The organism is Hespellia stercorisuis DSM 15480 (assembly GCF_900142165.1).
Taxonomy (GTDB): Bacteria; Bacillota; Clostridia; order Lachnospirales; family Lachnospiraceae; genus Hespellia; species Hespellia stercorisuis.
The window spans coordinates 65,382-85,822 of record NZ_FQZY01000007.1; the positions used below are offsets into that span (position 1 = coordinate 65,382).

17 protein-coding genes are annotated in these 20,441 nt (G+C 49.2%); all 17 read right to left on the reverse strand.

Annotated features, from left to right (window positions below; all coding sequences use genetic code 11):
- Nucleotides 1-43: 43 nt before the first annotated feature.
- A complete protein-coding gene (locus BUB85_RS01905; protein ID WP_073104293.1) occupies nt 44-1,660 on the reverse strand; it encodes an MBL fold metallo-hydrolase RNA specificity domain-containing protein in 1,617 nt (538 codons plus the stop codon).
- A gap of 97 nt (nt 1,661-1,757) precedes the next feature.
- Nucleotides 1,758-2,498, reverse strand: coding sequence for an RNA polymerase sporulation sigma factor SigE (gene sigE / locus BUB85_RS01910; protein ID WP_073104296.1), 741 nt, complete (start codon nt 2,496-2,498; stop codon nt 1,758-1,760).
- 1 nt (nt 2,499) lies between these two features.
- Nucleotides 2,500-3,288 (reverse strand): sigma-E processing peptidase SpoIIGA, encoded by a 789-nt coding sequence (locus BUB85_RS01915; protein ID WP_073104298.1) that lies wholly within the window; start codon nt 3,286-3,288, stop codon nt 2,500-2,502.
- 185 nt (nt 3,289-3,473) lie between these two features.
- Complete coding sequence (ftsZ, locus tag BUB85_RS01920) at nt 3,474-4,679, reverse strand: cell division protein FtsZ (protein WP_073104300.1); 1,206 nt, start codon at nt 4,677-4,679, stop codon at nt 3,474-3,476.
- A gap of 138 nt (nt 4,680-4,817) precedes the next feature.
- Entirely contained in the window at nt 4,818-5,936 is a 1,119-nt protein-coding gene (locus tag BUB85_RS01925) for a cell division protein FtsQ/DivIB (protein WP_073104303.1), read from the reverse strand.
- Between the two features lie 90 nt (nt 5,937-6,026).
- A complete protein-coding gene (locus tag BUB85_RS01930) occupies nt 6,027-7,112 on the reverse strand; it encodes an FtsW/RodA/SpoVE family cell cycle protein (protein ID WP_073104305.1) in 1,086 nt (361 codons plus the stop codon).
- Nucleotides 7,113-7,125: 13 nt separating this feature from the next.
- Nucleotides 7,126-8,475, reverse strand: coding sequence for a UDP-N-acetylmuramoyl-L-alanine--D-glutamate ligase (gene murD / locus BUB85_RS01935; protein WP_073104307.1), 1,350 nt, complete (start codon nt 8,473-8,475; stop codon nt 7,126-7,128).
- 39 nt (nt 8,476-8,514) lie between these two features.
- Nucleotides 8,515-9,471 carry a phospho-N-acetylmuramoyl-pentapeptide-transferase gene (mraY, locus tag BUB85_RS01940; RefSeq protein WP_073104310.1) on the reverse strand — a complete coding sequence of 319 codons (957 nt, stop codon included), beginning with the start codon at nt 9,469-9,471 and terminating at the stop codon, nt 8,515-8,517.
- A 254-nt stretch (nt 9,472-9,725) separates the two neighbouring features.
- Nucleotides 9,726-11,450, reverse strand: coding sequence for a peptidoglycan D,D-transpeptidase FtsI family protein (locus BUB85_RS01945; protein ID WP_073104312.1), 1,725 nt, complete (start codon nt 11,448-11,450; stop codon nt 9,726-9,728).
- 105 nt (nt 11,451-11,555) lie between these two features.
- Nucleotides 11,556-13,583, reverse strand: a complete 2,028-nt coding sequence (locus BUB85_RS01950; protein ID WP_073104315.1) for a peptidoglycan D,D-transpeptidase FtsI family protein — start codon at nt 13,581-13,583, stop codon at nt 11,556-11,558.
- A gap of 14 nt (nt 13,584-13,597) precedes the next feature.
- A complete protein-coding gene (locus BUB85_RS01955) occupies nt 13,598-14,152 on the reverse strand; it encodes a hypothetical protein (RefSeq protein ID WP_073104317.1) in 555 nt (184 codons plus the stop codon).
- 61 nt (nt 14,153-14,213) lie between these two features.
- Nucleotides 14,214-15,149: a 16S rRNA (cytosine(1402)-N(4))-methyltransferase RsmH gene (rsmH, locus tag BUB85_RS01960; protein WP_073104319.1), complete on the reverse strand. Its 936-nt coding sequence runs from the start codon at nt 15,147-15,149 to the stop codon at nt 14,214-14,216.
- A gap of 22 nt (nt 15,150-15,171) precedes the next feature.
- On the reverse strand, nt 15,172-15,609 hold the full coding sequence (gene mraZ / locus BUB85_RS01965) for a division/cell wall cluster transcriptional repressor MraZ (protein WP_073104321.1): 438 nt from the start codon (nt 15,607-15,609) through the stop codon (nt 15,172-15,174).
- A 240-nt stretch (nt 15,610-15,849) separates the two neighbouring features.
- Nucleotides 15,850-16,083, reverse strand: a complete 234-nt coding sequence (locus BUB85_RS01970) for a hypothetical protein (RefSeq protein ID WP_073104323.1) — start codon at nt 16,081-16,083, stop codon at nt 15,850-15,852.
- 118 nt (nt 16,084-16,201) lie between these two features.
- Complete coding sequence (locus BUB85_RS01975; RefSeq protein WP_073104327.1) at nt 16,202-17,041, reverse strand: DegV family protein; 840 nt, start codon at nt 17,039-17,041, stop codon at nt 16,202-16,204.
- Between the two features lie 103 nt (nt 17,042-17,144).
- Nucleotides 17,145-18,332 carry an FtsW/RodA/SpoVE family cell cycle protein gene (locus BUB85_RS01980; protein WP_073104332.1) on the reverse strand — a complete coding sequence of 396 codons (1,188 nt, stop codon included), beginning with the start codon at nt 18,330-18,332 and terminating at the stop codon, nt 17,145-17,147.
- A gap of 159 nt (nt 18,333-18,491) precedes the next feature.
- The gene (gene asnB, locus BUB85_RS01985) at nt 18,492-20,390 is read right to left on the reverse strand and encodes an asparagine synthase (glutamine-hydrolyzing) (RefSeq protein WP_073104336.1); all 1,899 of its coding nucleotides are present in this window, start codon (nt 20,388-20,390) and stop codon (nt 18,492-18,494) included.
- Between the last annotated feature and the right edge of the window lie 51 nt (nt 20,391-20,441).

The window sequence follows — 20,441 nt, forward strand, 5'->3', positions numbered from 1 at the left end:
GGGACAGGTCTCAGCCTGCCCCTTCTTTGTAAATGTGCCCCTACTATTTTGTCTTATCCGGATCCCATCTGTCCGCCAGATTGTAGATCTGTGTCTCAAACTTCGCCAAATCCTTGTTCGCCACCCCTTCGTTCTTTCTGATTACCTCCAGCAGGTATCTGCCTGCCTGAAGCAGTCTCTCGAATATAGTATTCGCCTGCGTCTTCATTGGTTTCTTTGATTCTGCCGGAATACGGATACCTTCACTGATGATTTCACCTGTTGCAAGATCCACCTGTCCGCCCGAATACGGTGCAAATGCTTTGTATCCAAACGTGTCGGTAACGGTCTTTGCAAATTCATCCGTCACGGTATCCTCACCATGTACAACAAAAACATGTTCAAGTTTTGTCTCAAACCCTTTCAGCCAGTTGAGCAGTCCATTCATGTCCGCGTGCCCGCTGATGCCGTCCAGATTCCGGATTGTCGCACGAACCTCGATCGGCTCACCGAATATCTTTACCGAAGTCTCACCGTCCAGAAGCTTTCGTCCCAGCGTCCCCTCTGCCTGATATCCCACGAAAAGAATCGTACATTCCTCCCGCCACAGGTTGTGTTTGAGATGATGACGAATACGGCCCGCATCACACATTCCGGATGCCGAGATGATGACCTTGGATTTCTCATTGAAATTGATTGCACGGGAGTCCTCGCTGGTCACCGAGGTCTTCAGACCATCGAATATCAACGGGTTGATTCCCTGTCTCACCAGCGCCATTGCCTCCTCGTCGAAGCATCCGTCGATATTGCGGTCAAATATACTCGTCGCCTCCACCGCCAATGGGCTGTCTACATAGACTTCGAAGTCGGGATATCTGGTGACCAGTCCCTTCTCCTTGATCTCACGGATAAAATAAAGCAGCTCCTGGGTACGCCCAACCGCAAACGACGGAATCACCAGATTGCCACCCTTCTCAAAAGTCTCATTCAAGATCTTCGTAAACTCACCCACATAGTCCGGCTTTGTCTCTGCGTGCAGACGGTTGCCATACGTAGATTCAATAACGACGTAGTCCGCCTCCGTGGTCAGCTGCGGATCCTTGATGATCGGCTGGTCGACATTGCCGACATCACCGGAAAACACAATCTTTTTGCTCACTCCGTCCTCCGTGATCCAGACCTCAATACTGGCGGATCCGAGCAGATGTCCCACATCTGTGAACCGCACACGAACCCCTTCACACAACTCCACGATTTTTCCATACTCACAGGATTTGAACAGCTGCAGGACATTGATTGCATCCTGCATTTCGTAAATCGGCTCTATAGGCGATCTTCCTGCTCTCTTCCCCTTGCGGTTCTTCCACTCTGCCTCAAATTCCTGAATGTGCGCACTGTCACGCAGCATAACCTCGCATAGATCCGCTGTGGCGTGAGTGGTCACCACGGTCCCCTTAAATCCATTTTTGGAGAGGAGCGGAAGCATTCCCGAATGATCGATATGCGCGTGGGTCAGCAGCACGTAATCGATCTGGTTCTCCTGGATCGGAAGGGGTTGATTCTCATAAAGATTACGTCCCTGTTCCATTCCACAGTCGATTAAGATATTTTTCCCGTTCGTCTGCAATACATGGCAACTCCCCGTCACTTCATGATCGGCACCAATAAAAGTAAGTTTCATAAGCTTCACCAACCTTTTTCTTTTATTGTAACACTTTTAATGCTTTGCGAAAGTATTATTTTCTAATCTTTTATTCAAAAAACCTATACTATGGTGTTTATTCATACCGCACCATCTCGCGCCTCAGTCTTGCCATGATCTTTTTCTCCAGACGTGAGATATAGGACTGGGAAATTCCCAGCAGATCTGCCACTTCTTTCTGTGTCTTCTCCTCCGCCTCAGGGCTCCCCAGGCCGAAGCGCATTTTCACGATAATTTTCTCTCTGCTGGTCAGCTTATTGATGGCCTTCATGAGAAGCTTTCTCTCCGCCTCCGTCTCCAAATCCTTGTAAATGGTATCCTCCTCCGTCCCCAAAATGTCGGACAGCAGCAGTTCGTTGCCGTCCCAGTCCACATTCAGCGGCTCATCGATGGAGACCTCCATCTTCGTCTTGTTGTTGCGCCGCAGATACATCAGGATCTCATTCTCGATGCAGCGGGATGCGTAGGTCGCCAGCTTGATGTTCTTCGTCGGGTTAAATGTATTGATCGCCTTAATCAGACCGATGGTTCCGATGGAGATCAGATCCTCCACCCCCACTCCGGTGTTGTCAAACTTTTTCGCGATGTAGACTACCAGCCGCAGATTATGCTCGATCAGAAGCTTTTTTGCCTCCTGATCATATTGCGTTCCAAGACTGTTGATCGCAGCCGATTCCTCCTGTGTCTCAAGCGGTGCCGGCAGTATTTCCGACCCGCCTATGTAATGAACTTCCTTCGTCTTTGAAAAAAACAGACTTCTGAAACTCGGTATCACTTTTAATTGAAATTGATGTGGTGCTGCCACTTTTACTATCATGTTAACTGCCTCCTAAGATATCAGGATTTAAAATCATCTGATACTCCTCCCTCGAGGATATATTTTCTTCACAAATGCCTATCATTGGTTCTTCTATCCAATATTCACGATCTGCCTGTACCTGCAGTCTCTGTACCCTCACAACCGGAATCACACTCTCCCGCCCGATGGAAATATACGGGATGTACCGGACAGAATACAGCGCTGTATCCGGAAACAACCTTCTTGCCGTCCGTTTATCCACAATGTTTACCGACTTACCGCTCACCCCATCGTACAGACTGTTTCCCGTATCGATCAGCGCCTTCAGCGGATAGATGCCGGAGCCGGTATACACGACTACCTCGCAGATTACTTTCTTCATCCGCGCCTGCCGCTGTATAAAAAGCCAGATTCCCCAGACACCATAGCCTGCCGCCAGTGCCGCTGCAAACAGCACACTGAGTGGCGCCACGATGGTGCGCATACTCTCCAGAATCCCGCCCAATAAAAATGCACTGATATACAACATAACAAGTGCCTCAAAAAAGAGCTTTTTTTCTTTTACACGCAGGCCAAGCCAGATCATCAGCGTATTGACTACCGTATGAAACAGCAAAATCTTTATGATGGGATATGGAATTGGAACTGCGACGATGACACAGGACGACAGTGCGCCCGCAAGTGCCCCCAGAAAGAGAGATCCATGTGTGGTAGAACATTTCAAAATCTTTCCCACCAGTCGAAGCAGGAGAAAATCCATCATAAAATTAATCAGGAACAGCAGATCAATATAGAGCTCATAATCCATGTTTCACCTTCTTTCTCTTACGTATCTGGATTTATTATAGAAAAACCGGCTTATAAATTTTGTCGAACGGAGAGAAACGAACTGCTTAATTTTTCGACAGGAAAGCTTTGAGATTTAGAAAATCGCCGCAAAAAAAGACCATCGGCACAATGCCGATGGTCTTCTTATTATCTAATGATAGTATATTATTTTTTGAAGAAATCCGGAATCTTGATAGACTGCTCTTTCACCTTGCTTGACGGTGTTCTCGGAGGTGTCTGCTGTACCGGAGGAATGGAACTTCCTGTTCTGGCTGTCCCGCCTGTTGATCTGGTCGCTGAAGCAGGGATGCTTCCATGCGTTCTTCTCTCCATATCAGATACCGCTTCACCGGAAGGAAGAATTGATCCGGCTTTCTGCTGTCCTTCCAGTCTGGATTTGAGTTTTGACGCACTGCCGCCTACGTTGTGAAGACCGGTAGCGATTACAGTGATGGTAGCCTCGTCTGACTTCGTGTCATCGTAAGTTGCACCAAAGATAATGTTCGCGCCCTCTCCAGCAAGATCCTGTACGTATTCTGCCGCATCACTTGCATCCATCAATGTGATATCTCCAGATACATTGATGATAACGTGTGAAGCACCTGTGATGGTCGTCTCCAGCAATGGACTCGCAACTGCCTGTTTTACTGCCTCCAGAGCCTTGTCATCGCCCTTGCCTTCACCGATACCGATATGTGCGATACCCTTGTCCTTCATAACCGTCTGAACATCTGCAAAGTCCAGGTTGATCAATGATGGAACGTTGATCAGGTCTGTGATACCCTGAATACCTTGCTGCAATACCTCGTCCGCCTTTCTGAGGGCTTCTGGCATTGTCGTTCTGCGATCTACTACTTCCAGTAATTTATCATTCGGGATCACGATCAGTGTATCCACGTTCTCTTTCAGTTTTTCAATACCGGACAACGCATTCTCCATACGTGTTCTGGACTCAAAGCGAAAAGGCTTTGTCACAACGCCTACTGTAAGTGCGCCCTGCTCCCTCGCAATGCGCGCTACCACAGGAGTCGCACCTGTTCCGGTTCCACCGCCCATACCGCAGGTTACAAATACCATGTCGGCACCTTTTAATGCCGCTGATATCTCCTCTGAGCTCTCTTCTGCTGCTTTCTCGCCTACTTCCGGCTGTGCTCCCGCACCAAGTCCTTTGGTGAGCTTGTCTCCGATCTGCATAAGTGTTGGAGCCTTGCACAACTGAAGAGCCTGCTTATCTGTATTAATCGCAATAAACTCAACACCTGCAATCTGCTCATCTATCATTCGATTCACGGCATTGTTACCGCCACCGCCGACGCCACATACTATAATCCGTGCGGCCGCCTCTGATTCGTTCGTTTTAATTTCTAACAAGAGTATTTCCTCCTTTGTCTTCCTATCATATTATACTATACAACCCAATAAGTCTATAATATAGTCTTTTCCCCAAATAATCAATAGAATTTTGCGTATTTTCTAAACTTTTTACTCAATTCACACTACTTTCATAACCTATTGAGCCGTATCTCCACCCGTCTGAATGTTCCAGCCTGTGTTGGCATCCTCTGTCACGGTCCAATCCGTGCTCTGATTCTCCGTTCCATTCGTACCGTCCCCGGAGATTGTCGTATTCTCCGCGCTGCCGGAGGTATCGCCGGTCGGATCTGCATAAGTCTGTTCCTCACCGCCTGCCGCCGCATCGGCTCCGGTTTCGTCCACTGCCGTCTCCTGCTGAGCGGCTCCTGTACCGTTCTCCGCCGTATCTCCCTGCGCTGCCGCCTCCTTCGCTTCTTTTGCCGCCTTAGCCGCTGCAGCTGCCTCCGCTGCGGCCTGCTCCACACTGGCTGGAGTGAAGCTGATTGAGGACTGGTCCGCCGTATAGTTCTCCAGATGCAGCGTCCCGCCCTGTCCGGGATAGAGTTCCTTCAGTTTCTCAAGGATCGGGGGAATCTGTGCCATTTTATCGCCGAAGTTCTTACTTCCAAGCGAAACTACAATGCTGTCAAAGTACAGCGTGATCTCCTTCCCGGACACGCCGATCTTTGTCGCGGTCAGCTCCTCCTTTTTCAGATTCTGAGAGACCTCAGCAACATTTGCAAACGCTTCTTTATTCGTCGTCTTGAGCACTTCATGGACCACGATTTTCGTCGTGTCCGCATCAATCCCCTCCACACATGGAACCCCGTCAATCACATCCGTCGTCTCCAGAATCACAACCCCGTCCTTGTCAAAATAGACGCGGCTTCCATTCAGATCCAGATAACCGACGATCGACTTCTCATATACATTCACTTTTATGGTCCAGGGATTCTGGAGCGTGACCTCCGTCTCATCAACCAGCAGAAGCTGCTCCACATCCGTAAAATTATATTTCCACCAGACGTAAATTGAATTTGTACTGTATTTATCCTTTGCGATCCATTCCCGCACCTCGTCCTCCGAACAGTACTGATTGCCCGTCACGTTTACCGTCCGCACATGGAACAGAAGAAGGATGGCCAGCAGAGCGATCGCAATTCCAAGCAGAATGATCACTGCCCTCGAAAGACCGCTCCTGCGCCGCTTTCTTCTTCTCTTTCTGGGACGTGTGATTCCATCGTCCTGATCTGTATAATATCTCTGCTGCTGCATAATTTCCTCCTTATTGTATCCCCTTATTATATTCCCCTTTTTGTGTCCTCTTTTCGCATTCCCTTCATAACGATTCCGAATCGTTGTTCTTTATTTTATCAGATTTGACACACTCAGTACAACCCCCATTTCAATCAGCAAAAACATCACGGACGTTCCGCCGTAACTGATGAAGGGAAGAGTGATTCCAGTATTCGGAATGCTGTTGGTCACCACCGCCACATTCAGCACCAGCTGAATCATCAGATGCGCCATAGTCCCCGACACCAGCATGGTCCCGAACAAATCCCGGCAGCTGCTCGCAATCACATAAAACCTCCAGATAATCACCAGAAACAGCACAAGAATCAGTATGGTTCCCACCAGGCCAAGCTCCTCGCAGATGATGGAAAAGATCATATCATTCTGCGCCTCCGGCAGAAATCCCAGCTTTTGGACACTGGCGCCGAATCCCCGGCCGAACAGGCCGCCGGAACCGATTGCGTAGAGTCCCTGCAGCGTCTGATATCCCTTCTCGTATTTCTCCGGATTCTTCCAGATTGCAATCCGCTCCAACCGGTAGCTCTCCAACGCCAGAAAGATTCCCATCATCCCGGCTCCCAGCACGCACATCCACACGAACTGCATGTATTTCGGGCTGGAGATAAAAATCAGGATCATCGCAATCCCCAATATGATGATCGCCGTGCTCAGATTATTCGTCCCTACCAGCCCCACAATCGGGAGAATGCTGACCAACACCAGAAACAGGCTGGTCAGCTTTCCCATCTTTTTGATGTTCCTGGTCACCAGATAGGCAAGAAACACGATAACTGCCACCTTGGCATACTCCGACGGCTGAAAAGAAAGAGGTCCAAAAGACAGCCATCTTTTGGACCCGTTATATTCGTTCCCTACCAGCAGGACCAGCGTGGACAGCACGAGTGCCACCAGATAGCCCGGAACCGCCAGCTTCTTCCACAGGTGGTAATCCACATGCGCCACCGCATACATACAGAAGATTCCCAGTATTGTCGCAAAACCCTGCTTTTTCAGATAATAAAAGGCATCCTGAAACTTGACCTGCCCATTATATGCGCTGGTACTGTAGAGAATCACCAGCCCTGTGACCAGCAGCGCAAAAATCGCCGCGATCAGCGTCTTGTCATATCCACGTTCCCGAGGAGGTTGTTCCAATAAGCTCACTTCCTTACAGATTGTTTACGATCTCTTTGAACTTATCTCCGCGTTCTTCATAATTTTTAAACATTCCCCAGCTCGCGCATGCAGGTGAAAGCAGTACGGCTTCTCCGGGCTTCGCGCCCTCCGCACACAATGTTACCGCCTCCTCAAAGGTATCCGCAAGAACGATATCCGTGAACCCAAGTTTTTTGGCCGTAGACGCGATCTTTTCGCGGGTAGCACCCAACAGCACCAGCCGGACCACTTTTCCGTCAAATGCCTCGATCCATTCATCGTAGGTGGAGTCTTTATCGTATCCGCCCCCGATCAGCCAGGTCGGCCTGTTCATCGCCTGAATCCCTTTGATTGCCGCATCCGGGTTGGTTCCCTTGGAATCATTATAATAGACCACCCCGTTCTTCTCCGCCACAAATTCGATTCTATGCTCCACACCGGCAAATGCCTGAATCGTGGTGCGTATGATCTCCATCGGTGTTCCATACGCGGCAGCCATGGCAACCGCAGCCATCACATTCTCGAAATTATGGGTTCCCAGAAGCTGTAGTTCCTCCACATTGCAGACCAGAACTTCCACGCCGTCCGCATTGTATATTATATTCCCGTTCTCCAGATAAATGCCTTTTTCCAATCGTCTCCGGCTGCTGAAATAAATCACACGGGTATGTAAGGTCTCCCCGAAGCTGCGGGTCTCCTCATCCTCATAGTTCAGAACACAGGTGTCCTGCTCCGTCTGGTTCTTCGTGATATTCTTCTTCGCATTCATGTACGCTTCCATCGTATGATGGCGGTTCAGATGATCCGGTGTAAAGTTAAGGATCGCGCTCACCTTCGGCCGGAAGGTGTCAATGCTCTCCAGCTGGAAACTGCTCATCTCTGCCACTGCCACGGAATCCTCCGTCATCTCCAGCGCCGCGCTCGTATATGGATTGCCGATGTTGCCCACCACGAACACGCTCTCTTTATAGTTTTTCATGATTTCACCCAACAGGGAGGTCGTCGTCGTTTTACCGTTTGTCCCCGTAACCGCAAGCACATCGCCCCTGCCGTAGACATAGGCCAGCTCCACCTCTCCCCAGATTGGGATCTGCATCTGCCGCATCTCATTTACCACCGGCAGGTCCATCGGCACTCCCGGGCTCATCACCACCAGGCTGAGGCTCTTTTTTACCTCATCCGGAAGTTCTCCCAGAATCACGTCAACGTTTCCACCGATCTCCCCGGCGATCTTCTCCGCGTCCAGAGATGTATTGCCGTCATATAAAATCACATCCGCATCCTCGTGCTGCAGCAGTCTGCTGGCTGCCACGCCGCTGATTCCGGATCCAAATACCAGTACTTTTTTCTTCTTCAGGTTCATTTTCTTCATTCCTCCAGTTTCTCTGATTCCTGTACCTTCCTATAATGCCATCAGGGCAATGAGGCAAAGGATTGCTGTCACGATAGAGAATACTGCAACAACTCTTGTCTCAGACCATCCACACAACTCAAAATGATGGTGGATCGGTGCCATTTTAAAGAACCGCTTTCCTCCGGTTGCCTTGAAGTACGTCACCTGAATCATAACAGAGAGTACCTCCACCAGATAAATCAGTCCCACAATTGCTATGAAGAGCGGCATTTGCAGCATATACGCTGTGCCTGTCACGAATCCTCCCAGTGCCAGAGAGCCTGTATCTCCCATAAAAACACTCGCGGGATAAACATTAAACAGCAGGAATCCAAGCAATGCGCCCACCACCGCACAGGTGATTGGCTCAATCCCGCTCTTTGTCCCAATCGCGACCACGGAAAAAAACGCCGCCACCAGCACGGTGACGCTGGATGCCAGACCGTCCAGACCGTCTGTAAAGTTGGTTCCGTTCACAGTACCGATCACAATAATAAACAGAGCCGGAATCGCAAACCACCCCAGATTCAAATATCTGCCGCCGGAAAAAGGCAGCAGCATGGTCAGCGGTACGTGTGCAACCTTCACGATATAAAACGCAAAAACAGCCGTCACCACGATCTGCAGTGCCATCTTCTGCTTCGGGTACAGTCCGTCGGAACGCTTCAGGACCACCTTCAGATAATCATCCAGAAATCCGATCAGTCCAAATCCCAGTGTAAGGAACAAAATCGGAATAATCTTCGGATAGTCTTTAATATAAAACACGGAAGTAATGACGATACTCGCCAGAATGATCACGCCTCCCATGGTTGGCGTTCCTGCCTTCTTCAGATGGGATTGTACCCCGTCCTCCCGTTCTGTCTGCCCCATCTTCAGCCTTCTCAGAAAGGGTATTATCACCGGTCCCATAACCACACTCAGTGCAAATGCAATCAATACCGGAATCATTACGTAATAATTCATAAATCCACCTCGTCTTTTCATTAGTTTACAACAAACAGTAGTATACCATACCCGCCCTTACTTTTTCAACTATCCTGCCCTGATTTCTCCTCTTCCACCGATTCTGTCGTTACTGTTCACAGATAAATCTGTTCCAGTAACGTCGCCGGTCCATTTTTAAATCATCTTCGATGATGGGTCCGGCTCATAGTTACATTCACTTGATTGGCGCATAGCTTGACAGCAGGTGTCAAGCTTGCGTGTGAACAGTAACATTATGTCGCCGTAATTCCCAGATAAGGAAGTACATTATCGAAAATATCCCGCAGCACCGGAGCCGCGATCGTCCCGCCATAATAGACCCCCTGGGGATTGTAGATTACCACCATACCCAGTACCTTCGGATTATCTGCGGGGGCAAAGCCAATAAAGGAGGAAATGTACTTGTTGGCACTTCTCGGGAGTGTCTGGGAGGTCGCTGTCTTGCCACCAATTCGATATCCCGGGATTGCCGCATTCTTTCCAGATCCCTCGGAGACCACACTTTCCAGCAGCATATCCAGCGTCGCAGAGGTCTCCTCAGACAGAATTTTTTCCCCCTTCGGATACGCGAACTCCTCCAGTACATTTCCATCCGCATCCGCCACCCGCACGCCCAGATGAGGGGTGACGCGCCGTCCCCCGTTGATCAGGGAGCAGACCGTGGTCGCCATCTGGACCGGCGTGATCTGAAACGACTGTCCGAAAGTCATGGTTGCGAGCTCCACCAGCCCGATATCCTCTTTTTTGTGCATGATGGTCCCAGCCTCCCCCGGCAGATCAATTCCTGTCATCCCCAGCAGACCGAACTGCGAAAAATAGTCATAGAACTTCTCCGCACCGAGACGGAGCCCGATATTGATAAACACCGGATTGCAGGAATTTTGGATTCCCTGCACAAACGTCTCTGCGCCATGCCCCCCCACTTTATGGCACCGGATCTTCCGATCCTCCACGACCGCATATCCAGGACAGGAAAAGGTATCTGAGAGCTTCACAACCCCCTCCTCCAGACAGGCCGCTGTAGTGATGATCTTAAATGTGGATCCCGGCTCATAAGTGTCATTAATGCACCCGTTTCTCCACATCTGGTTCAGCGCATCCTGTTTCTGTTCCTCTCCGAGATTCGCCCCGGAATCCGCCGTATTCAGGACAAAGGGTTCATTCAGATTAAACTCCGGTACATTTACCATTGCGAGAATCCCTCCGTCCTGGGGATTCATGAGAATGACCGCCACCTTATCCGCCTGCTTTTCTTCCATCACATTCTCCGCGGCCTGCTGGGCAAAGCTCTGGATATTATAGTCAAGACTGGTATACAACGTGCTGCCCGGTATGGGCTCCCTGCGGTTTTCCTCCTCCCCCTCAAGTTCCACACCCCGCGCGTCCGTCACCGTCAGGATGGTACCGTTGATTCCCTTCAGGTATTCCTCGTACATTACCTCCAGCCCCACAATCCCCTGATTGTCTCCTCCGGTGAAGCCGAGCACCTTTGAAGCCAGCTCCTCATAGGGGTAATAGCGTTTATAATCCTCATCCACCTTCACCCCCTCCAGCTCATAGCCGCGAATCCGGTCTCCCACCTTCTTATCCACATTGGTCTTGATTTTTTCCATGGAGGACACCTTCTCCACCGATTTTCTCACATCGGCTGCATCCATTCCCAGCTCCCTTGACAGCACCTCGATCACCTGCCCGCTGTCCCGGATCTGGCTGTGGATGACCGAGACCGTACAGACCGTCTTGTTCACCGCCAGTGCCGTTCCGTTCGCATCTGCGATCACGCCGCGCGCCGCCTTGATCTCCCGCTCCCGCTCGTGGAGTGTCTCTGCTTTTTTCTGGTAATAGTCCGCCTCAAAGACCATCAGATAGACAAGCCTTGCGGTCAGCACGGTCACCAGCCCCAGAAAGCCCAAAAAAATAATCAGGATTTTCTTCCTGTTATATGTTCTGCTCTTCATAAAAATAACCTTACAAAAGACATTTTTACAATGTATTACATCTTTTGTAAGGTTATGAACAGTTCAAGATAATTCTAAGTATTTCTAAGCCGTTCTGCTCTTCTTTTATTCTGTTGTGGAACTGTCCGGCGTGGAAATCCAGTCCGTATAATCCGGTGTGTAGCTGTCATCCGCATAGTTACCGGAGGCGTTGGAATAATCCTCCGTATAGGCCGAATCATAATTCTGGTAAGTACTGTCTTCCGGAGTCTGTACTGCGTCAGCCGACGTGGTATCTGCCGCATCCGACGAAATCGTCGAAACATTCAGATACGGGAACGCCTGCGCCATGATCTTCTGGGACAGTTCCAGCACATAAGAACTGGTGGACTGATCCGGAACATTTGGCTCGTCGATCACAACATAGACCAGTACCTCCGGATTCTCCTGCGGTGCATATCCGATATAAGACAGAACGTAGTTGCCCTGATCTCTCGGAATCTTCTCCGCCGTTCCGGTCTTCGCACCGATATCATACCCTTCCACCTGTGCGCTCTTTCCTGTTCCGTAATCCATTACGGCTTTCATGTATCCTTTCACCTTCGTGGATGTCTCCTCGGAAATGGTCTTTCTCATCAGTACCGGATCCTTCGTCTCCAGCACATTACCGTCCTCGTCCTCTATCTGCTTCACAATGTGAGGCTCGTAATAATATCCACCGTTGATCAGTGAAGAAAACGCGCTCACCATCTGTGTCATTGTTACATTAAAGTTCTGTCCGAAGGAGTTCGTAGCAAGATCGGTAACCTCCATAGTATCCTTCGTATACAGCAGCGACGCCGTAGACGCCTCACTCGGCAGGTCGATTCCGGTGTACTGACCAAACCCGAATATCTTCTGGTATCTTGTAAAATCGGCTATGCCGATTGCTTCCGCAATTCCCATCAGAGACACATTACAGGAATTGGCGATTGCCTGCTCTATAGTCTGCTCGCCGTGTCCGCTTCTCAGATGACAGTAGATATCGTAATCGCCCACATGGAGATATCCACCGCAGTTATAAGTCTCATCCCCGGTGATTGCCCCTGTCTCCAGTCCCGTAGCCACCGTAAATGGTTTCGCCGTCGACCCTGGTTCAAATGCATCACTGACCGCAAAATTGCGCCACACTTCATTGTAAGCCTCCGTCAGCTCCTCATCGGTCATCTTGTCCAGTTTTTCCTTTGAGTACGCCGCGGTCAGGTCTCTTGGATTGTTCAGATCAAAGTTCGGATAGGAAGACTCCGCAAGAATCTCTCCTGTGTTGGGATCCATGATAATGACAGCGGTGTTCGTACTTCCCGGATCCTCCTTGCGGTACTCCCCTTTGTGAGCATCGTTAAATTCCAAAATGCACTGCTCCACAATATTCTGCAGCGTCACATCGATGGTGGACACCACCGTGTTGCCATTCTGCACTTCTTTCACCGTCCGCTCTAATGAGGAATCCTCATCCAGATAGCCGTATTCTCTTCCGTCTGTCCCGTTCAGGATGTCGTTGTAGGAACTCTCGATTCCGATGGTTCCCTGATTGTCACTTGTGGAAAACCCAATCACGTCCGACGCAGTAGAATTGTATGGATAAAGGCGGTTGTAATCCTCCTCCAGCCAGATTCCCTTGACATCCGGATATTTTTCATTATCCGAATCGATCTTATCAAATTCCATCTTTTTGTCGTATGACACATCGGTCTTGATCTTGCTGTATCTGCTCTTCGGATTGTCGGCAATCTCCTGCCGTACCTCGGCCTCGTCGCATCCGAAGCAGTCCACCAGCACCTTGATCGTTGGTTCCAGATAATCCTTTTCCGCGAGCAGCTCCTGCACATCCAGAATCAGATTGTACACCCGTTCGCTGGTTGCCATCTTCGTGCCGTTGCGGTCCACAATATCCCCTCGCTTAAAGGGAATGATCCTGCTGTCATACTCCTGCTGGTTCAAGACCACTTTCGTGTATTTGTCCCCGTTGGACGCATTGATATATGTGATTCTTCCTATAAGAACAACAAAAACTAGCACAATTCCTACGAATAATATTGCTAGTTTTTCCTGCATTTTTTTTGGAAATTTTCTTTTTAAAAAGCTATATTTCTTTTTTTTTCTTCTTTGTGCCATATTTATTTCACCTGTTAATCTGCAGTATTGGCGGACTGCGCAAGTATGCCGTCTTTCGGTATATCCTGCAGCTGTTCCAATGAATCGCCGCTTGGACTCTCATACTCTACGACCTGTCCCTGAGATGCATATACCATTCCCATCTCATTCATGGCTCTGTTACGGATATCCTCCAGATTCACAGAGTCCAGAACCGCATTATACTGCGTGTTGTTCTGTTCCGTCAAGCCTGCCAGTTCCTCCTGCAGGGTTGTGATAGATTCGGAACGATTCTGAATGGTTGTCTGCAGCTGCAGATACTGTACGCACACAAACACTGCGCACAATGCAGCAATAGCCAGAAAAGAAACATACGCCGGATTCAGTCTCAGCGCTCTGTTTCGATTTTTCCGGACCTGACGGCTCGGTTCTCTGACTGGTTTTACTGGTTTCGCCCGTCTCGCCGGTTCACGGCGGCTCGGTGCTTCTGCCGGCTGGCGCACTGTGTTTCCGTAGACATACGTCTGTCTGCGTGATCTGCCTGTACTATCCTGTTGTCTTCTCGTCGATGTCTGTCTTCTTGCAGCCACGTTGCACCACCCTTTCTATCGGCCCATACATTGTCCATGCTCCCCATGGACGCCCTGTGATCTAAGCCCGTTCAAAAATACGAAGCTTTGCGCTCTTTGAACGACTGTTATGTAACAACTCTTCCTCACTTGGCAGTATCGGCTTTCTTGTTATTACTCTCCCTTTTGAAACCCTTCCGCACACACATGTCGGAAAATTACTCGGACAGATACATGGATTTTCGTTCTTTCTAAAACTACTCTTCACAATTCTGTCCTCCAGCGAATGAAATGTAATAATACAGATTCTTCCGCCCGGATTCAGTATCTCGATCATATCATCCAGCGAATCCCTGAGTACATCCAGCTCCCTGTTCAATTCGATTCGAATTGCCTGGAATGTACGCTTGGCGGGATGTCCCGATGTCTTCTGTACCTTCATCGGAATCGAATGCCGGATCACCTCGATCAACTGTCCCGTTGTTTCGATGGGCCCCCGCTCGCGCTCTATCACGATATGTTTGGCGATGTTCTTCGCGAACTTGTCCTCGCCATAATCCCTGATCACGCGATAGAGGTCCATCTCACTGTAGTCATTGACGATATCCCTTGCAGTCATCTCCTGCCTCTGATCCATTCTCATGTCCAGTGGGGCATCTACCCGATAAGAAAATCCTCGTTCTGCCGTGTCCAACTGATAAGAAGACACGCCCAGGTCAAGTACGATCCCATCGACTTTGTCAACGCCTATTTCATGGAGCTTCGACTTCATTTCGCAATAATTGCTCCTGATTATTGTTACTTTCTCCCCGAAGTCGCCTAGTCGAACACCGGCTGCCCTGATGGCATCGGCGTCCTGGTCTATTCCTATAAATCTCCCCTGTCTGTTCAGCTGACTGCACACCTGGTAAGCATGTCCTCCGCCTCCGAGTGTACCATCCACGTAGATGCCATCCGGCTTAATCGCCAGCCCATCCACGGTTTCTTCAAGTAGTACTGATGTGTGTTCAAATGCCATATCATCCTCCATTTGGTTCTAATTAGATCTGAATCCCCATTGCTTCCATCTGGCCTGCAATTGCATCCATATCTTCCTCTGATACATCGCTTTCTTCTTCCCAGCGAGCCTTGTCCCAAATCTCAACATGATCCTGAACTCCAACTAAGACAACGTCTTTCTCAAGACCTGCCGCTTCTCTCAGTTCCGGTTTGATAAGAACTCTCCCCTGCTTATCAAAGGTACTGTCCGAAGCACTTCCGAAGAAGTAACGCTTAAAAGTCCTGGCGGCTTTGTTCATCAGTGGTAAGGTCTCCAGCTTGTCGACGAAACTTTCCCATTCGTCCTGTGAATACACAAATAAACATCCCTCTAATCCCTTACAAATCACAAGACTCTCTCCCAATTCCTCTCGTAACTTTGCTGGAATAATCAAGCGACCCTTGTCGTCAATACTATGATTAAATTCACCTAACAACATACGGATCACCTTCTTTCAAAGAGGTTATTGATGCGCTCCACTTTGACACCACTATCTACCACTTCCTACCACTTGACTCCATTCTAACCCACTTCATCTCCCTTTTCAACCCTTTTTTATTGTTTTAGTAAATTTGTACAATCGCGTAAAAGTCTGATTTTTCGAAAAAAACGGCACAAAAAAAGTGGTGGCAACAAAATGTGCTATACATTTTGTTGCCAACCACTTTATGTTGTACTTCTATGATAATGAACTCATATACTCTGTAATTGCGTCGTAATTAATCTCCACTGTACTCCTCGGCTGGTTCGCCGTGTATGTACCATATGCTGAATATCCAAGCCATCCCACCAGCGCCAGTGCCACAAGACTCAGTACCGTCTTTCTGACTATATTCATGAATTTCTGCTTTTGGGCAATTTTCTTTCTGTTTGCCTTTTCTTCTTTATAACGTTCTACTTTCTCCTGACTCATACTGCTTCCCTTTCCGCGTATATATTTTGATGACCTGTGCCGTCGGCACTGCTCATTGCTATCGCGAACAGTATACCACAAAATAGCATAGGGGTCAAAATATTTTCCTGTCCGGGTGTCACAGTACGACGATGATTCCGCCGTCACTTGCATAGAGACTGCTGATTCCTTCCGTATCCAGAATAAAGCTTGACTTTACCTGAATCCGCTCACGGATCATGCTCTCCACCATCTTCGCCCGCTCTGGACAGTTACAATGTGAAATCGCAAGGATCTTCCCCTCTGTATCTTTGGCGTCCTTCACAATGTGGTCCACCATCTTCGCCAGCGCTTTTTTTATGCCTCTCGCCTGACCAAGCTGAATGATGCTTCCCTCTTTTGTCGCTCCCATGACCGGCTTGATGTTCAGGGCACTCGCAACCACGGCCTTGATTCCGGTCAAACGCCCGTTCTTGCGCAGCGCATCCAGTGATTCCAATACAAAGTACGTATTTCGTTCGTCCCGGTCTGCCTCCACATTCTCCACGATCTTTTCAAACGGAAGTCCCTGCTCCTCATACTTGCGGATGTCCATCGCAATCAGTGTCTCGGCGATGGATGCGGAACGTGAATCAAACACATGGATATTTTTCTCCCCACATTCCTCCACATAGAGATTTCTGCCGAGCACGGCACTGTTATAAGAGCCGCTCAGCTGTGATGACAGTGTAACTGCATAAGCCCGCTCAGTCTCTCCACCGAACTCCTGCATATACAGCTCCGGCGATGGACAGGAAGACTTCGGGCAGTTCGGACTCTCCGCCACCATTCTCAGAAAATCGGCCTGATCAAATGTCTCGTCATCCACAATATATTTATCGTCAACCTGAATCGTCAGCGGTGCATTCTCATACACACCGCTTTTTTTCATCTCATCCGTCCACTCGCAGCAGCTGTCTGTAACCACTTTATAGTTCATCTTTTTCCTCCTGATAACATCTGCAGCAATATTCGCTCCTATCAGATGTAGTTTTAAATACTACATAATCATATCATATTTCCTGTTCAATGAAAAGAAATATTTATGTATCACTTAGCTTAATTGATCTGGAAACGCTCAGGGCAATCCCCATCTCTATCAGCAGGAACAAAATCGAAGTGCCTCCATAGCTGATAAACGGAAGTGTCACTCCCGTTGTAGGAATCAGGTTGGTTACAACTGCAACATTCAGCGTAACCTGAAGTGCAATGTGTGCCAGGATTCCTGTAGCAATCAGAGATCCATACAGGTCCGGCGCGTTGCGCGCAATGAACATCAGCCGATAAATCAGAATCCCAAACAGCACCACCACAATGATCGCTCCAAAAACCCCCAGCTCCTCGCAGATAATCGAGAGGATCATATCATTCTGGACTTCGGGAATCACCCCCAACTTCTGTGTGCTGTTACCCAGGCCTTTTCCGAAAAATCCTCCGGAGCCGATCGCATACAGCCCCTGCATCACCTGATAGCCTCCCGCATCTGCGTGTGCCTCCGGCTGCAGCCATACCAGAACTCTGCGGAGCCGGAAGTTGTCACTGTTTTTAAAATATACAGAAAAGAATGTCACTGCCGCTCCAACAAGAATCGCTCCGGCAATCAGCAGCTTCACAAAGGGCTTGGTATCCGGATAAACGACAAAAATCAAAATAATCGTGATCGACATTACGATGATCGCCGTGCTCAGATTCTCCGTCAGGAACAATACTGCTGCCGCCGCAATTCCGCCGTAAGCCAGCAGCCTTAGGATTCCGTCTCTGCTGCGCGCCTTCTTCTCTCCCATCTGACAGATCAGATACGGAATAAAAAGAATGATCGCGATCTTCGCCACCTCCGATGGCTGGAATGAGAATCCCAGCGGCAGAGGGAGCCAGCGCTTCGCCCCGTTTACCTCAACTCCCAGCGGAGTCTGCACCAGCGCCATCAGAAGAAATGCAAGTCCATAGATCTGCACTGCAAACGGTGCATAGAAGTGGTAATCCACCCGCGAGATACCAATCATCCCCACGAAGCTGAGTGCTGTGATGATGGCCTGCCTGCTGAAGTAGTGCATACTGTCACCAAATGCGATCTGTGCGCTGTACGCGCTGGTGCTGTAGAGCATGACCAGCCCGAAACAGATCAGGAAAATAATCACAACCAACAGATTATAGTCGAAATACTGAATCTTTTTTTCTTTTTTTACTTTCTCTTCATACCGCCTTACCGGCTGTACGGTTCTACTTCTCATACTCACGTCTCCCCATGCTTAATTCTTACTCTTTTTAAGCAACATGAATCATTACCTTGCCGGAGACTCTTCTTCGATCCTCCGGCTGCCTCTTATCCTTGCTCCCCACATTTATCTTATACTGTTCCCCGACAATCCCTCTATGCACGCCCGCTTCAGTTACAGTGTGCTCGCCACCGCATCTCGCTTCATCTGCGGATGGACCGGCTTGCCATGTCCGAAGTAACGATCATACCACACAAGGAAGATATAAACGGTCCAGATCTTCCGGCTGTTATCTGTCTTCTCATTGGTATTGACGCCGTTCCTGTGATCCTCCAGAAGCTGGTTCAGATACTCTGTATCAAAGAACTTCTTTGCTCCCTCGGAGGCGAACATCTCCTTCACGATATTATAATACTTCTCTTCCTTCAGCCATACGCGGATCGGAATCGGAAATCCCAGCTTCTTCTTCTCCGCTGTCTTGGAGCGGATCACTTTCTCTGCAGCACCACGGAGTGCCACCTTTGTCTTCGGTGCACGCACTTTGTAGTCCAACGGCAGAGTCTCTGCCAGCTTCAGAACCTCTCTGTCCAGGAAAGGAACACGCACCTCAAGGGAATTGGCCATTCCCATCTTGTCACCCTTCATCAGGATGTCATGTACCAGCCACAGGTGCAGATCCAGATACTGCATCTTCGTCACCGGATCCTTGCCCTTCACTCTCGCATAAAGCGGCGCCGTCACCTGCTGGATCTTCGGCTCACAGCCCTTCTTCAGCACACGGTTGGCCTCCTTCTCTGTAAAGATGTTGGTGGCATTGGCAAAGTAACGCTCCTCCAGAGTCTTGCCGTGACGCATCAGAAATCCGCGTCCCTTGGTCCCCACCTTCATGTGGTTTTCCGCAAATCTTCCCAGCGCTCTTCTGACTGGCATCGGGATTATATTGAACCGGGTGTGCTCCAACGGTTCGCAGTAGATATTGTATCCGCCGAAAAGCTCATCAGAGCCCTCACCCGACAGCACAACCTTCACCTTCTTCGAAGCTTCTTCGCTCAGAAAGTACAGTGCGATTGCCGCCGGATCAGCCACAGGCTCGTCCATATAATACTGAATGTCAGACAGATTCTCCCAATACTCCTCCGGGCTGATCACCTTCGCATCGTTCTCCATGTTGATGCTCGCCGCAAATTCCTTCGCATCCTGAATCTCACTGTATTTTCCCTCATCAAACCCGACGGTAAACGTGTGATCCACCTGGCCCAGATACGTCAGATAACTGGAATCCACACCACTGGAGAGGTAAGATGCCACCTCCACATCGCTGATCTTGTGCATCTCCACGGACTCCTTCATCACCTGCTCCACATCATCCACTACTTCCTCAAAGGATTTTTTATTATTTCCGGTGAAATGTGGTTCAAAATAACGTTTGATTTCCAGTTGGCCATCTTCATATGTAAAATAATGACCCGGCTGCACGCAGAAAACTCCCTTGAAAAATGTCTCGTTGGTCGGAACAAACTGGAAGGACAGATAGTTTCCCAGTGCATCCTCGTTAAACTCCTTCACAAAATTCGGATGCTCCATAAATGCCTTGATCTCCGATGCAAGCATCAGCGTATCGTTCATATGCGCATAATACAGCGGCTTGATTCCAAAGATATCCCGCGCACCAAACATCTTCTTCGTCTTCTTGTCCCAGATTACGAACGCGTACATTCCGCGCAGTCTGGCCAGAAGCTTCTCGCCCCACTCCTCATATCCATGAAGCAGTGTCTCGGAATCGGTGTTGGACGTGAAGATATGCCCTGCAGCCACCAGCTCTTTTCTCAGTTCCTGATAGTTGTAAATCTCACCGTTGAACACCAGCACCTTGGAATTGTCTTCATTATAAAGGGGCTGGGAACCGGCCTCCGACAAATCGATGATACTCAGACGACGGAATCCCAACGCCGCAGTGTCATCCACAAATCTCCCCTCACTGTCCGGTCCGCGGTGAACGATGGTGTTCATCATGTTCACCAGTACCTTCTCTCTGTTCTCGACCTGTCCTACATATCCTACAAAACCACACATATTATACTTCTCCTTTGTCAATCTGACCTAGTTTATGTTGCAAGGAATCAC

Excerpts from the sequence above, each read along its gene's own strand:
- sigE (WP_073104296.1), bottom strand. The coding sequence starts at position 2,498 with ATGATAGTAAAAGTGGCAGCACCACATCAATTTCAATTAAAAGTGATA.
- BUB85_RS01945 (WP_073104312.1), bottom strand. The coding sequence starts at position 11,450 with ATGAAGAGCAGAACATATAACAGGAAGAAAATCCTGATTATTTTTTTG.
- BUB85_RS01950 (WP_073104315.1), bottom strand. The coding sequence starts at position 13,583 with ATGGCACAAAGAAGAAAAAAAAAGAAATATAGCTTTTTAAAAAGAAAA.
- asnB (WP_073104336.1), bottom strand. The coding sequence starts at position 20,390 with ATGTGTGGTTTTGTAGGATATGTAGGACAGGTCGAGAACAGAGAGAAG.
- BUB85_RS01905 (WP_073104293.1), bottom strand. The coding sequence starts at position 1,660 with ATGAAACTTACTTTTATTGGTGCCGATCATGAAGTGACGGGGAGTTGC.
- BUB85_RS01915 (WP_073104298.1), bottom strand. The coding sequence starts at position 3,288 with ATGGATTATGAGCTCTATATTGATCTGCTGTTCCTGATTAATTTTATG.
- BUB85_RS01975 (WP_073104327.1), bottom strand. The coding sequence starts at position 17,041 with ATGAACTATAAAGTGGTTACAGACAGCTGCTGCGAGTGGACGGATGAG.
- rsmH (WP_073104319.1), bottom strand. The coding sequence starts at position 15,149 with ATGGCATTTGAACACACATCAGTACTACTTGAAGAAACCGTGGATGGG.
- BUB85_RS01925 (WP_073104303.1), bottom strand. The coding sequence starts at position 5,936 with ATGCAGCAGCAGAGATATTATACAGATCAGGACGATGGAATCACACGT.
- murD (WP_073104307.1), bottom strand. The coding sequence starts at position 8,475 with ATGAACCTGAAGAAGAAAAAAGTACTGGTATTTGGATCCGGAATCAGC.
- mraZ (WP_073104321.1), bottom strand. The coding sequence starts at position 15,609 with ATGTTGTTAGGTGAATTTAATCATAGTATTGACGACAAGGGTCGCTTG.
- BUB85_RS01980 (WP_073104332.1), bottom strand. The coding sequence starts at position 18,332 with ATGAGAAGTAGAACCGTACAGCCGGTAAGGCGGTATGAAGAGAAAGTA.
- BUB85_RS01970 (WP_073104323.1), bottom strand. The coding sequence starts at position 16,083 with ATGAGTCAGGAGAAAGTAGAACGTTATAAAGAAGAAAAGGCAAACAGA.
- mraY (WP_073104310.1), bottom strand. The coding sequence starts at position 9,471 with ATGAATTATTACGTAATGATTCCGGTATTGATTGCATTTGCACTGAGT.